Annotated in this window: 12 protein-coding genes; 5 read left to right on the top strand and 7 right to left on the bottom strand. The window is 59.5% G+C overall.

Annotated elements, in window-relative coordinates; all coding sequences use genetic code 11:
• Positions 1 to 130 precede the first annotated feature (130 nt).
• The 3 genes from PL640_RS15830 to tesB all read right to left on the bottom strand — a co-directional run bounded on the left by PL640_RS15830 (position 131) and on the right by tesB (position 2,955).
• Positions 131 to 1,477 (bottom strand): ammonium transporter, encoded by a 1,347-nt coding sequence (locus PL640_RS15830; RefSeq protein ID WP_271362569.1) that lies wholly within the window; start codon positions 1,475 to 1,477, stop codon positions 131 to 133.
• 29 nt (positions 1,478 to 1,506) lie between these two features.
• Positions 1,507 to 1,857, bottom strand: a complete 351-nt coding sequence (locus tag PL640_RS15825) for a P-II family nitrogen regulator (protein ID WP_019565993.1) — start codon at positions 1,855 to 1,857, stop codon at positions 1,507 to 1,509.
• Positions 1,858 to 2,070: 213 nt separating this feature from the next.
• A complete protein-coding gene (tesB, locus tag PL640_RS15820; RefSeq protein ID WP_142842186.1) occupies positions 2,071 to 2,955 on the bottom strand; it encodes an acyl-CoA thioesterase II in 885 nt (294 codons plus the stop codon).
• Positions 2,956 to 3,011: 56 nt separating this feature from the next.
• On the opposite strand from tesB, the gene PL640_RS15815 reads away from it, so the two are divergent.
• The 4 genes from PL640_RS15815 to fdxA all read left to right on the top strand — a co-directional run bounded on the left by PL640_RS15815 (position 3,012) and on the right by fdxA (position 8,740).
• Complete coding sequence (locus PL640_RS15815; protein ID WP_271362658.1) at positions 3,012 to 4,256, top strand: ubiquinone biosynthesis hydroxylase; 1,245 nt, start codon at positions 3,012 to 3,014, stop codon at positions 4,254 to 4,256.
• A gap of 458 nt (positions 4,257 to 4,714) precedes the next feature.
• Positions 4,715 to 7,822 (top strand): helicase-related protein, encoded by a 3,108-nt coding sequence (locus tag PL640_RS15810; RefSeq protein WP_271362657.1) that lies wholly within the window; start codon positions 4,715 to 4,717, stop codon positions 7,820 to 7,822.
• Positions 7,823 to 7,826: 4 nt separating this feature from the next.
• A complete protein-coding gene (locus PL640_RS15805; protein ID WP_046799633.1) occupies positions 7,827 to 8,243 on the top strand; it encodes an RNA-binding S4 domain-containing protein in 417 nt (138 codons plus the stop codon).
• A gap of 158 nt (positions 8,244 to 8,401) precedes the next feature.
• A complete protein-coding gene (gene fdxA, locus PL640_RS15800; RefSeq protein WP_271362567.1) occupies positions 8,402 to 8,740 on the top strand; it encodes a ferredoxin FdxA in 339 nt (112 codons plus the stop codon).
• An 86-nt stretch (positions 8,741 to 8,826) separates the two neighbouring features.
• Here the strand turns inward: fdxA and holA are convergent, their stop codons facing one another.
• The 3 genes from holA to leuS are packed head-to-tail and all read right to left on the bottom strand — an operon-like array spanning position 8,827 to position 13,044.
• Entirely contained in the window at positions 8,827 to 9,864 is a 1,038-nt protein-coding gene (gene holA, locus PL640_RS15795; protein WP_271362566.1) for a DNA polymerase III subunit delta, read from the bottom strand.
• An 11-nt stretch (positions 9,865 to 9,875) separates the two neighbouring features.
• Complete coding sequence (gene lptE, locus PL640_RS15790) at positions 9,876 to 10,421, bottom strand: LPS assembly lipoprotein LptE (protein WP_161991384.1); 546 nt, start codon at positions 10,419 to 10,421, stop codon at positions 9,876 to 9,878.
• On the bottom strand, positions 10,414 to 13,044 hold the full coding sequence (gene leuS, locus PL640_RS15785; protein WP_271362565.1) for a leucine--tRNA ligase: 2,631 nt from the start codon (positions 13,042 to 13,044) through the stop codon (positions 10,414 to 10,416). Before leuS ends, lptE begins: the two co-directional genes overlap by 8 nt.
• Before the next feature lie 192 nt (positions 13,045 to 13,236).
• Here leuS and PL640_RS15780 point away from each other — a divergent pair, with 192 nt between their 5' ends.
• A complete protein-coding gene (locus PL640_RS15780; protein WP_271362564.1) occupies positions 13,237 to 13,896 on the top strand; it encodes a YggS family pyridoxal phosphate-dependent enzyme in 660 nt (219 codons plus the stop codon).
• Between the two features lie 61 nt (positions 13,897 to 13,957).
• Here PL640_RS15780 and PL640_RS15775 read toward each other — a convergent pair whose 3' ends face one another.
• Positions 13,958 to 14,659 (bottom strand): DUF1013 domain-containing protein, encoded by a 702-nt coding sequence (locus PL640_RS15775; RefSeq protein WP_046799628.1) that lies wholly within the window; start codon positions 14,657 to 14,659, stop codon positions 13,958 to 13,960.
• Between the last annotated feature and the right edge of the window lie 10 nt (positions 14,660 to 14,669).

Genomic DNA, 14,669 nt, shown 5'->3' with positions numbered 1-14,669 from the left:
GCTTGCTGGTTAATGTCGTGTTAACCATGCGGATTTTTGACGTTGCCGGCAGATTTGCGGCAAAGAAAAAGGCCCGTCGAAACGGGCCTTTCTTTTTGGCAAAGGGGATGGAGAACCCCTTTTCAAGATATCAGGAGTGGTAAGCGGCTTCGCCGTGGGTTGCGAGGTCGAGACCTTCGCGTTCTGCTTCCACCGGAACTCTGAGGCCGACGATCACGTCAACGATCTTGTAGAGGATCGCCGAGACGATGGCGCACCAGACGATGGTGATGGCGACGGCGACGAACTGCGTCCAGACCTGCGAGGCAATGGAGAAGTCCGCCTTGCCGGTGCCGCCGAGCAGCGGCGAGGTGAAGATGCCGGTGCCGAGGGCGCCGATGATGCCGCCGATGCCGTGCACGCCGAAGACGTCGGCCGTGTCGTCATAACCGAACTTGTTCTTCACCACGGAGACGAAGAAGTAGCAGATCGGCGAGACGATGAGGCCGAGAACGATGGCACCCATCGGGCCGACAGAGCCGGCAGCAGGCGTGACGGCGACGAGGCCGGCGATCATGCCCGAAGCGGCGCCCAGCATGGAGGCCTTGCCGCGGGTGAAGCTTTCAACCAGCGACCAGGAAACGATGGCGGCAGCCGTTGCGAGGAAGGTGTTCATGGTTGCGAGAACCGCACCGCCGGATGCTTCGAGGTTGGAGCCGGCGTTGAAGCCGAACCAGCCGAACCACAGCATGGCTGCGCCGACCAGCGTCAGCGTCATGGAGTGGGGTGCCATCATGTCCTTGCCGAAGCCGGTGCGCTTGCCGACCATGATCGCGCCGATCAGACCTGCAATACCGGCATTGATGTGAACGACCGTGCCGCCGGCGAAGTCGAGAGCGCCCATGCCGAAGATCAGGCCATTTGCGTCCCAGACCATGTGTGCAATCGGGAAGTAAACGAAGGTGGCCCACAGGATGGTGAAGAGGATGACGGCGGAGAACTTGACGCGTTCCGCAAACGCACCAACGATCAGCGCCGGTGTAATGGCCGCAAAGGTCATCTGGAAGGCGATGAAGGTGTATTCGTAGATCACCACGCCTTCCGAGAAGGTCGCCGAGGTGCTGTCAAGCGAAACGCCGGACAGGAACAGCTTGCCGAAGCCGCCGAAATAGGGACCGGTGCTGCCGCCGAAGGCGAAGGAGTAACCGTAGATCACCCAGACGAGCATCATGACTGCGGCAACGACCGTGCACTGCATGAGAACGGAGAGCATGTTCTTGGTGCGGACAAGGCCGCCGTAAAACAGCGCCAGACCGGGAATGATCATGAACAGCACGAGGATCGTCGCGACATACATGAAGGCTGTGTCGGCTTTTTCCGGAACGGGTGCCGCTGCTGCTGCCGGCGCGGCATCCTGGGCAAAGGCGATGGCCGGGGCCATCAGGGCTGCCATACCGGCGCCCAGCTTGCCGAGTGTTGAAAACTTGTTGAATTGCATAGCGAGAAAACTCCCCTGTCAGCCGTGCTTCAAAGCGCTTCTGTGTTGGTTTCGCCGGTACGGATGCGCACGGCCTGTTCGATAGAGTAGACGAAGATCTTGCCGTCACCGATCTGCCCGGTCTTTGCCGCGGATGCGATCGCCTCGACAGCCTTGTCGACGACGTCGGATGCGACGGCGATCTCGATCTTCAGCTTGGGAAGGAAGCTCACCGCATATTCCGTGCCGCGATAAATCTCGGTATGCCCCTTCTGGCGTCCGTAACCCTTCACTTCGGTCACGGTCAGGCCCTGGATGCCGACGCCGGTGAGCGCTTCGCGCACCTCATCCAGCTTGAACGGCTTGATAATGGCCATCACAATTTTCATCTGGTTTCCCATCCTTTGTTTGTCCTCGGCACGGAGCCGACTCTCCTTGCCGCTGGCAGATCAGTAACAGCGACTGCGGACATACATTCAAAGGGCGTGCCAGTTTTGGATGGGGCGTCTAACTTATTGAAATATAAAACTTATATGACAGGCGTCTGAAAAACGGGCACGAAGACGCGCAGTTTTCGTCTATTAAATGTGCGGTTTTTGAAAAAAGCACATTATTTAATCAGTTGCCCTTTTGCGGATCAGACCTTCCTGTGCCACGGATGCGACCAGTTCACCCTGTCTGGTGAAAATATTGCCACGGGTCAGGCCGCGGGCGCCTGAGGCGCTGGGGCTGTCCTGCGTATAGAGCAGCCAGTCGTCCAGCCGGCAGGGACGGTGGAACCACATGGCATGATCGAGGCTCGCCACCTGAATGGATGGGTCGAAGATCGTCGTGCCATGGGCATAAAGCGAGGTGTCGAGCAGGGTCATGTCCGAGAGATAGGCGAGAATGGCCGATTGCAGGCGCGGATTGTCAGGCACGTCGCCAACGGCGCGGACCCAGATGTCCTGCTGCGGTTCCAGTTTTTCCTTCGAGATATAATGGGTCAGTGAAACCGGTCGTATCTCGATCGGCCGCTTGTTGCTCCAATAGTTCCGGATCGAAGCCGGCGCCTTGGCCAGAAAGGCTGCCTGCATCTGCTCTTCACTCATCAGTTTTTCGGGCGGCGTCACATCAGGCATTTTTATCTGATGGGTAAAACCGTCCTCGAAGATCTGAAACGACGCCGACATGGAAAAAATCGCCTTGCCATGCTGGATGGCGACCACGCGGCGGGTGCAGAAGCTTGCGCCGTCGCGGATACGCTCCACCTGGTAGACGATAGGCACCAGCGGATCGCCGGGGCGCATGAAATAGGAGTGCAGCGAATGCACCTGGCGGTTATCATCCACCGTTCTTTGTGCCGCAATCAGGGCCTGAGCGATGACCTGGCCGCCGAAAACCCGCTGCCAGCCGATTTGCGGGCTTTCGCCGCGAAACAGGTTCTCTTCCAGCTTCTCGAGATCGAGCGTGGCAATGAGATTGACCATCGGGTCTGACGTTTGCGAGGGATGCGACATTTTTTCGACCTGCTCCGGCTGTAGGAAGATGTCACATGGTCTATAGTGCGGCTATGATGCGTGCACAAGATTTGAGGAGAAGCGCGATGCTGGACGTGGTGGTGGCAGGCGGCGGATATGTCGGCCTTTCGGTTGCTGTCGCAATCAAGCAGGCGGCCGGGCACCTCAATGTGCAGGTGATTGAGGCTGCTCCTGATGATGTGTGGAAGAAAGATGTGCGCGCCTCCGCCATTATTGCGGCGGCCACGCGCATGCTTGATGTCTTCGGCATATGGAGCGAAATCGAGCCTGAAGTGCAGCCCATCAACAGGATGATCGTCACCGATTCGAAGACTGCCGATCCGGTTCGCCCGGTGTTTCTGACCTTCGATGGAGCGGTGGAAGAGGGCAGGCCGTTTGCCCATATGGTTCCGAATGTTGCGATGGTCGGGGCGCTGAGGGGCCTGTGCGACCGCCTCGGCATCGAAATCCGCCACGGGCTCAGTGTTTCCGGCTTCACCGCGGGTGCGCAGTCGACGGCAATCAGCCTTTCCGACGGCTCATCTGTTGACGCGCGATTGTTGATTGGCTGCGACGGGGTTCGCTCAGCGCTGAGAGATATGGCCGGCATCAAGACCGTGCAATGGGATTATGACCAGGCCGGTATCGTCACCACTGTCGAACATGAGCGGCCACATGAGGGCTGCGCGGAAGAGCATTTCCTGCCGTCAGGACCTTTCGCCATCCTGCCGCTCAAGGGAAACCGGTCGTCGCTTGTCTGGACCGAACGCAAGGCTGATGCCGACAGGCTGGTGGCCTCCGATGATCTGGTGTTTGAGGAGGAACTCGAGCGCCGGTTCGGCCATAAGCTCGGATCTATCCGCCCCGTCGGCCCCCGCCGGGCCTTTCCGCTGGGTCTGACGCTGGCGCGCTCCTTTGTCGCCCCTCGTTTTGCGCTTGCCGGCGATGCGGCGCATGGCATTCACCCGATCTCGGGGCAGGGTCTCAATCTCGGCTTCAAGGACGTCGCGGCTCTCGCCGAAACCGTGGTCGAGGCCGATCGTCTTGGTCTCGATATAGGCTCTCTCAATGTTCTGGAGCGTTATCAGTCCTGGCGGCGTTTCGATACGTTGCGAATGGGCGTGACGACGGATGTGCTGAACCGGCTTTTCTCCAATGATGTCGGTCCCATCCGCATCATGCGCGATTTCGGTCTTGGCGTGGTCGATCGTTTGCCGGGTCTGAAATCCTATTTCATTGGTCAGGCAGCCGGCACGACGGATGCAAATGCGCCGCGCCTGCTTACCGGCCAGACGCTCTGATCCAGCCCCTTTCGCAGGTTCCGGATCGGCTTTTCCGCGATTGCCGCTTGACAGTCGATTCCGGTATTTTCTGTCTGAAGGTTTTGCCATAAAGCTGAATCCGGCCAAGGACTTATCCGGATTCATAATCTTGTATGGGCCGTGCTTTCACCAACCAGATGTTGCGGAGAACAAAAGCTGAATCACCGTGAGTCAGCGATTCGTATTCGATTCGTTCGCAGACTGTTCTTTGCCATGCCTGATTCCGTTTTCGCCGGATTCTTTTTTCTTGATTAACCGGCTGAATCTGCATGGAAAATTGCGGGAATGAGGCATCTTGCATCAGTTTGCAATCAAGGCCTATTGCCTTTGCGGACGGGCGTTGCCATGTGTGGTGCGCGTGACCACGTCCATGATGGCGGCAGGGCACGGCAAGCAGATGAAGTCGATTCGCGGATAGTACGTTGAATTTTCGCCCCATGATCCTGAGCGGCCGCGGTGTCACGGCCGTTCTCGGCCCCACCAATACCGGCAAGACCCACTACGCGATCGAGCGCATGGTCGCGCATGGCAGCGGTGTTATCGGCCTGCCGCTGCGTCTTCTGGCGCGCGAGGTTTATACCCGCCTGGTGGAGAAGGTGGGTGCGCCGAATGTGGCGCTGATCACCGGCGAAGAAAAAATATCTCCTCCCAAAGCCAAATATTCCGTCTGCACCGTGGAAGCCATGCCGCGCGAGACGACCGCCGCCTTTGTCGCGATCGACGAAGTTCAGCTCGCCGGCGATCTGGAGCGCGGCCATATCTTCACCGACCGTGTGCTGCACCTGCGCGGGCGGGAGGAAACACTGCTTCTGGGTGCCGGCACGATGCGCCCGATCCTCGAAAAGCTGCTGCCGGGAATTACGGTGGTCGAGCGGCCACGCCTGTCGCAACTCTTTTATGCAGGGCAGAAAAAGATTACCCGCCTGCCGCAACGCACGGCAATCGTCGCGTTTTCGGCAGAAGAAGTTTATGCCATCGCCGAGTTGGTGCGCCGCCAGCGCGGCGGCGCGGCCGTGGTTATGGGCGCGCTCTCGCCGCGCACGCGTAACGCCCAGGTCGGGCTCTACCAGTCCGGCGATGTTGAATATCTGGTGGCGACCGACGCCATCGGCATGGGTCTCAACCTCGATGTCGATCATGTCGCCTTTGCGCAGGACCGTAAATTCGACGGTTATCAGTTCCGCAATCTCAATCCCGGCGAAATCGGCCAGATCGCCGGCCGCGCCGGCCGCCATCTTCGCGACGGCACCTTTGGCGTAACGGGGCGCGTCGATCCGTTCGACGACGAGCTGGTGGAGCGGATCGAAACCCATCAATTCGATGCGGTGAAAGTGCTGCAATGGCGGACGAAAAATTTCGATTTTTCCTCCATCGCCAATCTGCGTATGAGCCTTGATGCCGCGCCGACAATCCAGGGACTTTCCCGAGCCTTACCCGCCATCGACCAGCAGGCACTGGAATATCTGTCGCGTTACCCCGAAATCATCGACGTGACGACGAGCGATGCGCGGGTGGAAAAACTCTGGGAGGCCTGCGCGCTTCCCGACTATCGCCGTATCGCGCCAGCCCAGCATGCCGACCTGATCTCGACGCTTTACTTTGACCTCGTGAAACGTGGTGCGGTGAACGAAGATTTCATGGCTGAGCAGGTGCGCCGCGCCGACCGCACGGATGGAGAGATCGATACATTGTCTGCGAGGATTGCGCAGATCAGAACATGGACTTATGTATCGAACCGCCCAGGATGGCTTGCCGATCCGACACACTGGCAAGAAAAGACGCGGGAAATCGAGGATCGATTGTCCGATGCGCTACATGAAAGGTTGACGAAACGCTTTGTTGATCGCAGGACATCTGTGCTCATGAGGCGCCTGAGAGAGAATGCGATGCTTGAAGCTGAAATCAGTGTAAATGGTGATGTCTTCGTAGAAGGACATCACGTCGGCCAATTGGCCGGATTCCGGTTCACGCCGGTGTCGGGAATGGAAGGGCCGGATCAGAAGGCCGTGCAAGGTGCGGCCCAGAAGGCGCTCGCTCTCGAGTACGAGGCGCGTGCAGCGCGTCTGCATGCCAGTGGAAACGGCGATCTCGCTTTGAGCTCCGATGGTCTGGTTCGCTGGTTGGGCGAACCGGTGGCCCGCCTTTCGGCAGGTGATAACATCATGAAGCCGCGGGTGATCCTGCTGGCCGACGAACAGTTGAGCGGCAATGCCCGTGACCACGCGCTGGCGCGCGTCGAACGTTTCGTCAATCATCAGATTGCGACCGTGCTGAAGCCACTGGATGACATTTCGCGCGCCGAAGACCTTCAGGGTCTGGCGAAGGGTCTGGCGTTCCAGCTGGTCGAAAATCTTGGCGTTCTGTTCCGCCGTGACGTCACCGAAGACGTGAAGTCGCTGGATCAGGATGCACGTGCCTCCATGCGCCGCTACGGCGTGCGTTTCGGTGCCTATCACGTCTTCCTGCCTGCACTGCTGAAGCCGGCTCCGGCCGAGCTTGTCACGCTGCTCTGGGCGCTGAAGAATGACGGCCTCGGCAAGCCGGGTTATGGCGATCTCATTCCGGTTCTGGCCGCCGGCCGCACCTCGGTGGTGACCGATCCCGCTTTCGAGCGGATGTTCTACAAGCTTGCCGGTTTCCGTTTCCTTGGAAAGCGCGCCGTTCGTATCGACATTCTCGAGCGCCTGGCCGATCTCATCCGTCCGCTGTTGCAGTGGAAGCCCGGCCAGCAGCCGCGTCCGGAAGGCGCTTATGACGGCCGCCGTTTCACGACGACGACCGCGATGCTTTCCATTCTCGGCGCAACGCTTGACGACATGGAAGAGATCCTCAAGGGTCTTGGTTACCGCGCCGATCAGGTGACGGCGGAAGAGGCGCAGGCCTTCCTCGCCAATCAGGCCGGTGCTGCTGCTCCGGCCACTGCCGATCAGGTGACGGCCGACGAGGAAAGCGCTGAAACCGAGCAGGACGAGCCGGCTTCCGAAGAGCAGGCATCCGAGACGGTGGCTGTTGCGGAAGTCGAAGCCGCTGAAGAAGCGCCGGTTGCGGAAGCTGTCAGCGAGGAGGCTGCTGTCGGCGAAGCCGTACCCGCTGAAAGCGCTGAGGCAACCGAGCCGAAGCCCGTTCTTCTGTGGCGTCCGGGTGGCCGCAATGAAAACCAGCGCGGCGACAACCGTCGTCCCGGCAATCGCGGTCATGGTCGTGAGCAGGGCCGTGAACAGGGAGCGCGCGAGCAGGGCGAGCGTCGTGGCGAAGGCCGTCGTGACAATCGTGACGGTGCAAATCGTGACGGAGCAAATCGCGAAGCTGCCAATCGCGGCGGTGAGGGCGAGCGCAAGCGTGATGGCGGACGCCCTGATCGCGGCAATCGCAATGATCGTCAGGATCGTGGCGAGCGCAAGGACAGGCCTGATCGTAACGACCGCGGCGGAAAGCCGCAGGGTCAGCAGCGTTTCGAAGCCAAGCCACCCCGCAAGGAGAAGCCGATCGATCCGGATTCGCCTTTCGCAAAGCTCGCTGCTCTCAAGGAGCAGCTGAAGAAGTAAGCCCATGGGGAGCAACGAACAGCCACTGGAGAGCACGCGTCAGCGTCTGGACAAGTGGCTGTTCTTTGCCCGCATGGCCAAATCCCGTTCGCTTGCCCAGGGCTACGTTCAGTCGGGTCAGGTCAAGGTCAACGGTGTCACTATTCGCCAGCCCAGCCATACGGTAAAGGCAGGTGACAGGCTCGATATCGGTTTCGAGCGCATGGACAGGGTGCTGGTCGTAAAGTCCGGAGGGGCACGGCGCGGACCCTACGAAGAAGCAAAACTTCTCTATGACGATCTGACGCCGCCCCGCGACCCATCCGACCGGTTTAGTCCGCTGGAGCAGGCGATGCGTGAACCGGGCAGCGGTCGTCCGACAAAAAAAGAGCGCCGGGCGCTCGACAGGTTTCTGTCTGATAGTGACGGAAGCAAAGATTAGAATAAACCTCCCGGCCGGACCCGTTTTTCAGAATTGTTTATCCTTGCTATCTGAAGTCAAAGGCATTACGTCCTTTGCGAAATTGCCCTGTCTGAATTCCGGGCGTCGGCTTGTGTTCCGAAGCCCAAAGACCCGGTCTGCATATTCTGGAGTTCATCATGACATATGTCGTGACCGACAATTGCATCCGCTGCAAATACACCGATTGCGTTGAAGTCTGCCCCGTGGACTGCTTTTACGAGGGTGAAAATTTCCTCGCCATCAATCCTGACGAATGTATCGATTGCGGTGTGTGCGAACCGGAATGTCCCGCCGAGGCGATCAAGCCCGATACAGAGCCGGGTCTCGACAAATGGCTGACGCTCAATGCTGAGTATGCAGCGATCTGGCCGAACATTACGATCAAGCGTGACCCGATGCCGGAAGCCAAGGAAATGGACGGCGTCGCAGGTAAGCTGGAGCTTTATTTCTCCACCGAGCCCGGACAGGGCGACTGATTTTTCAACGATAGGGCGTCTTCTGCGCTGTTATTTTTAAACCCTCGCAGCCCAGGCGCGAGGGCTTTTTGCTGCAGTTCAGCAGGTCATCCGCCGCGGCCGGATTGCAGGGTGGTCGACAGCAGCGTCAAAAGAGCCACGCTGTCTTCCAGGTTCTGCCGCTGGCGGCTTTGCAGTATGGCGGCCTGCAGACGGTTCATTTCGCGGGCGATCGCCGCTGGCTGCCATGTCCGCAACGCCCTTTCGATGATCGGCTTTCGGCGAAAATGGATGTGGCGTCCTAGTGTCTGCATCACCTGCCCGGCCTGCTGCTTTTTCTCGTCCATCTCCGCCCGCATCTGGTCGAGCAGCTGGAATTGCTTGAGGCACCCCTGAAGCACGAGGAAGATCGGCGTCTTAGATGCAACGATCTTCTGGGTGGCGTGGAAAAAGGCGTTCCTGTCGCCTTTCAGGATGGCATCAACGGCATCGTCAGCGGAAACCGTGCTGGCATCGCCGATGATCGCCAGCACGTCTTCTTCTTCAATCACTTCCGCGCCACGGCAATAAAGCGCCAGCTTGCGGATTTCGTTGCGCGACGCGATGCGGTCGCCGCCGAGGGATTCGATCAGCCTTTGCCGTGCGGCGGGCGCGATGCGCAGATTGTCGCTGGAAAGCTCCTGATCGATCAATGCGTTCAACGATCGCGCATCGTCCGCATAACACGGGATCGCGGCGATTGAGCGCGCGGGTTCCGCGATCTTGCGCAGCCCCGTGCCCTTCTTGATATCGCCAGCCTCTATGATCAGGAAGCTTGCCTCAGGCGGAGTCTCGGCCAAAATCTGGAGCGCGTCCACCAGCGCTTTTTCGGCCGCCGCACCCTTTACCCAAACGAGTTTCTCACCACCGAAAAGGCCGATGGCGTTCACCTCATCGAGAAGGCGACCGGGATCGCCCTGCAGATCGGATGCGGTCAACTTCAGTGATGCGAAGGCGTCATCGGGATCGATGCCGGTCTTTTTGGCGATGAGGCTTGCCCGCTCCGACACAAGGCCGCGATCCGGACCATAGAGCACGAAAACGCGAAAGCGCTCCGCCGGATTTTCGGCGAAGCGCTCAAACTCATGCGATTTTATCTCCGCCACGGCCGCGCTTCTCAGCGGCCGAGGGTGGCGGCAATATCGGTGCGGATGATTTCAGCCAGTTCCCGGGCCGCCCGGTTTTCGGCGTCGCGGGTCGCCCTGATCTTGGCGAATTCCTGCTGCGGCAGGTCCACCTGTGCCGTCACGTTGCGGCGTGCGGAGCGCAGGATCTGGCCATCGGAAATACGCGTCAGGACATATTGACCGCTCATCACCACGCGGCCGGGATAAGGGCCGTCATAGTTGTTGTTGGTGCGGGTCGTCAGGTCGTAATTCTCGACCTCCGTGGAGGTGGCGCTCGAGCTTACGGAAATCTTTACATTATACTGCGCCGTGGCCGGTTCACCCGCGCCGCCGGCCATCAGGAAGATCAGCTGGTTGCGGACTTCCTGTCCAACCCTGCCACCAACCTCGGAGACACTGACGGCTGCCAGCCTCTCCTTGGTTCCGGAGGCCTCGCCATAAAGCGGGCGCACCTGGCAGCCCGCCAGAAGACCAGCCATCATCACGACGGAAATTGCTGCCGCGACGCGGCTCCATCTCGAAAAAACGTCAGACAACAATGTTCACAATCCTCTGAGGAACCACGATGACTTTCTTGGGCTCGCCACCGGCAAGAATAGATTTGACGGCATCCAGAGCAAGGGCAGCCGCACGGACCGCATCTTGATCCGCATCGCGCGCGATTGTCAATTCACCGCGCTTCTTGCCGTTGACCTGCACCGGCATGACCACGTCATTTTCCTCGACCAGCGAGGCAACGAAGACCGGCCATGGCGTCTGGGCCACGAGACCCTCATTGCCCAGCGCCGACCAGCACTCTTCCGCCAGATGCGGTGTCATGGGGGCGATGATACGAATGAGGATTTCAACGGCGTCACGCGCCGCTGCCTTGGCGTCGTCAGACTTGCCGCCTGCCGCGACGTCCGCAAGCGGTCCAGCCAGGGCATTGACGAGCTCGTAGATGCGGGCGATCGCCTTGTTGAAGGCGAGCTTGTCCAGATCGTCCTGAACGGCCTTCAGCGTCTTGTGGGCGGCCTTGGAGGCTGTCAACCCTTCGCCCTCGGTCGCCGGCTTCGGCTTGACGTTCTTCAGCTCCCCGGCAACTTCGCCGATGATGCGCCAGACGCGCTGGACGAAGCGGTTTGCACCCTCCACCCCGGCTTCGGACCAGATGACGTCGCGATCCGGCGGAGAGTCCGACAGAACGAAGAAACGTGCGGTATCCGCCCCATAGGATGCGATGATATCGTCCGGGTCGACCACGTTCTTCTTGGACTTCGACATCTTCTCGATGGAGCCGATCTTCACTTCCGCGCCGGAAGACAGGAGGAATGCCCGGCGTGCGCCTTCCGTCTCTTCGATGCGCAGGTCCGCGGGGGCTATCCATTCGCGGCTCATGCCTTCGCCGTGGCTATAGGTTTCGTGAACCACCATGCCCTGCGTAAACAGACCCTTGAAGGGCTCCTTGACGCCGACATGGCCGGTCTCGCGCATGGCGCGGGTGAAGAAGCGCGAATAGAGCAGGTGCAGGATGGCATGCTCGATGCCGCCAATATATTGATCGACCGGCAGCCAGTGATTGGCAACTTTCGGGTCGGTCGGCTGGTCTTCCCACGGCGCTGTAAAGCGGGTGTAATACCAGCTGGAATCGACGAAGGTGTCCATCGTGTCGGTTTCGCGCCGCGCATCATGGCCGCATTGGGGGCAGGAAACATGACGCCATGTGGGGTGGCGATCCAGAGGGTTGCCGGGCACGTCGAAAGTGACATCGTCGGGCAGCTTGACCGGCAGATCCTTTTTCGGAACCGGAACCACGCCGCAGACTTCGCAGTGAATAACCGGGATCGGGCAACCCCAGTAACGCTGGCGGGAAATGCCCCAGTCGCGCAGGCGGAAATTGACCTTGCGTTCGGCCTGCGGCGCATTCCCCAGCATCTCGGCGGACAGCTTCTGCACGACGGCTTCGAAGGCGTCGGCCGTCTTCATGCCGTTCAGGAAGCCGGAATTGATCATCACGCCATCATCGGTGAAGGCGGTGTCTTCAACGGTAAAGCTTGCGGCGTCGGGACCTTCGGGTGCGACGACGGCCACGACCGGCAGGCCGTATTTGCGGGCGAAGTCCAGATCGCGCTGGTCACCCGAGGGGCAGCCGAAGATTGCGCCGGTGCCGTAATCCATCAAGACGAAATTGGCGACATAGACGGGCAGTTCCCAGCTGGGATCCAGCGGGTGAACGACCTTGACGCCGGTGTCGATGCCCTTCTTTTCAGCGGTTTCAAGCGCTGCCAGAGAGGTGCCATGGCGGCGGCATTCGTCGCAGAACGCGGCAATATCAGGGTTCTTCGCCGACAGTTCCTTTGCCAGCGGATGGTCGGCGGCGATCGCCAGAAAGGAGGCGCCGAACAGGGTGTCGGGACGCGTTGTATAAACGGTGATGTCGGAAAAACCTTCCGGCGCCGTCTTAGTGACGGTCTGCCAGCGCAGCGACAGGCCTTCGGAACGGCCGATCCAGTTCTTCTGCATCAGGCGCACTTTTTCCGGCCACTGGTCCAGTTCATCCAGTTCGTCCAGCAGGTCCTGGCTGAAATCAGTGATGCGGAAGAACCATTGCGTCAGTTCGCGCTGTTCGACCAGTGCGCCGGAGCGCCAGCCGCGGCCGTCGATCACCTGCTCATTGGCCAGAACCGTGTGGTCGACCGGGTCCCAGTTGACCTTGGACTGCTTGCGGTAAACCAGGCCCTTTTCCATGAAATCGACAAACAGCGCCTGCTGACGATGGTAATATTCCACATCGCAGGTTGCGAATTCACGGGTCCAGTCCAGTGACAGGCCCATGGATTTCAGCTGGCCGCGCATGGTGGCGATGTTCTGGTAGGTCCAGTCCTTGGGGTGGACCTTGTTCTGCATGGCTGCGTTTTCCGCAGGCATGCCGAAGGCATCCCAGCCCATCGGGTGCAGAACGTTGAAGCCACGCGCGCGCTTGTAACGCGCAACCACATCACCCATCGCGTAGTTGCGGACATGGCCCATATGGATGCGTCCCGAGGGATAGGGAAACATCTCCAGAACGTAATACTTCTCGCGCGGATCGCTGTTATCGGTGACGAAAACCTTGTCTTCGTTCCATTTTTGCTGCCAGCGCGGCTCGGCGTCGCGAGGATTGTAACGTTCGATGGCCATTGTCTAAAATTCCGGGTATCGAGGGGAAAAATTTGCGCTGACCTTCACCATGAAACGACCGGGGCGTCAAGTTTGGCGGGGCATTCGGGCGTTCAATCTTGGTCAGCGTGCCTCAAATGGTGCTAAAGGTGCTTGGCATCAAGGTAATCGGCGTCTAGTTAGCGGTTCGAACGGTTTAAAAAAGGTCTTGTGATGGAAATCGAAGCACGTCTTGAAGATGTCAGGCAGCGCATTGCGGATGTTGCGGAAAAATCCGGTCGCAAGGCGACGGATGTTGCCCTGGTTGCTGTATCGAAGACATTCGACGCAGAAGCGATCCAGCCCATCATCGATGCCGGCCAGCGCGCGTTTGGCGAAAACCGCGTGCAGGAAGCACAGGGCAAGTGGCCTGCCCTCAAGGAGAAGACATCTGATATCGAGCTGCATCTGATCGGCCCGCTGCAATCCAACAAGGCGGCGGATGCGGTGGCGCTGTTTGACGTCGTGCAGAGTATCGACCGGGAAAAGATCGCCCGCGCGCTTGCCGAAGAATGTGCCATACAGGACCGCAGCCTGCGATTTTATGTGCAGGTCAACACCGGCCTCGAGCCGCAGAAGGCCGGCATCGACCCGCGTGAAACCGTTGCCTTCGTAGCTTTTTGCCGCGACGAGTTGAAATTGCCGGTCGAGGGATTGATGTGCATTCCGCCGGCAGAAGAAAATCCCGGGCCGCATTTTGCGCTTCTGGCCAAGCTTGCCGGGCAATGCGGCCTTGAGAAGCTTTCCATGGGCATGTCCGGCGATTTTGAAACCGCCGTCGAGTTCGGCGCCACCAGCGTTCGGGTGGGCTCGGCGATCTTCGGCAGCCGGTAAAATCCTTAAAAATAAAAAACCCGGCGCTGCGGCCGGGTTTCAAATGTCGGAAAGACTTCGATCAGTATTGATCGTCCTCGTCTTCGTCCTTCGGTGCAGACTTCAGCGAGGAGAGCTTCTTGAACACGGCGTCGGCGTCGATCTGCTCTTCTTCCTCACGCTGGAAGTTGTAATCCAGACCTTCCGTCGCCGTTGCCGGCTGCAGTGTGTTGCCAAGCTCTTCGGCTGTTGGCAGCGGACGGCCGCGCGAAGCGCGTTCGACTTCAAGATCAAGATCGATCTGGCTGCAAAGGCCGAGCGTTACCGGATCCATCGGCGTCAGGTTGGCCGAGTTCCAATGGGTGCGGTCGCGAATCTGCTCGATGGTGGATTTGGTGGTGCCGACGAGGCGCGAAATCTGCGCGTCCTTCAGTTCCGGATGGTTACGAACCAGCCAGAGAATGGCGTTCGGACGGTCCTGGCGCTTGGAAACCGGCGTATAACGCGGGCCACGGCGCTTGGATTCCGGCACGCGCACCTTCGGCTCGGAAAGCTTGAGCTTGTGGTTGGGGTTGCCTTCGGCGCGGGCGATCTCGTCGCGGGAAAGCTGTCCCGTCGCGATCGGATCGAGACCCTTGATGCCCTGTGCGGCTTCACCGTCGGCAATCGCCTTGACTTCCAGCGGATGCAATTTGCAGAACGTGGCTATCTGGTCGAACGACAGCGCGGTGTTGTCAACCAGCCATACAGCAGTTGCCTTTGGCATGAGCAATTGTTGAGCCATAGATACAGTC

The organism is Agrobacterium sp. ST15.16.024 (genome assembly GCF_027956545.1).
GTDB lineage: Bacteria > Pseudomonadota > Alphaproteobacteria > Rhizobiales > Rhizobiaceae > Agrobacterium > Agrobacterium cucumeris.
The sequence above is the reverse complement of the archived record's forward strand: the minus strand, read 5'-3'. Positions and strand labels throughout refer to the sequence as shown.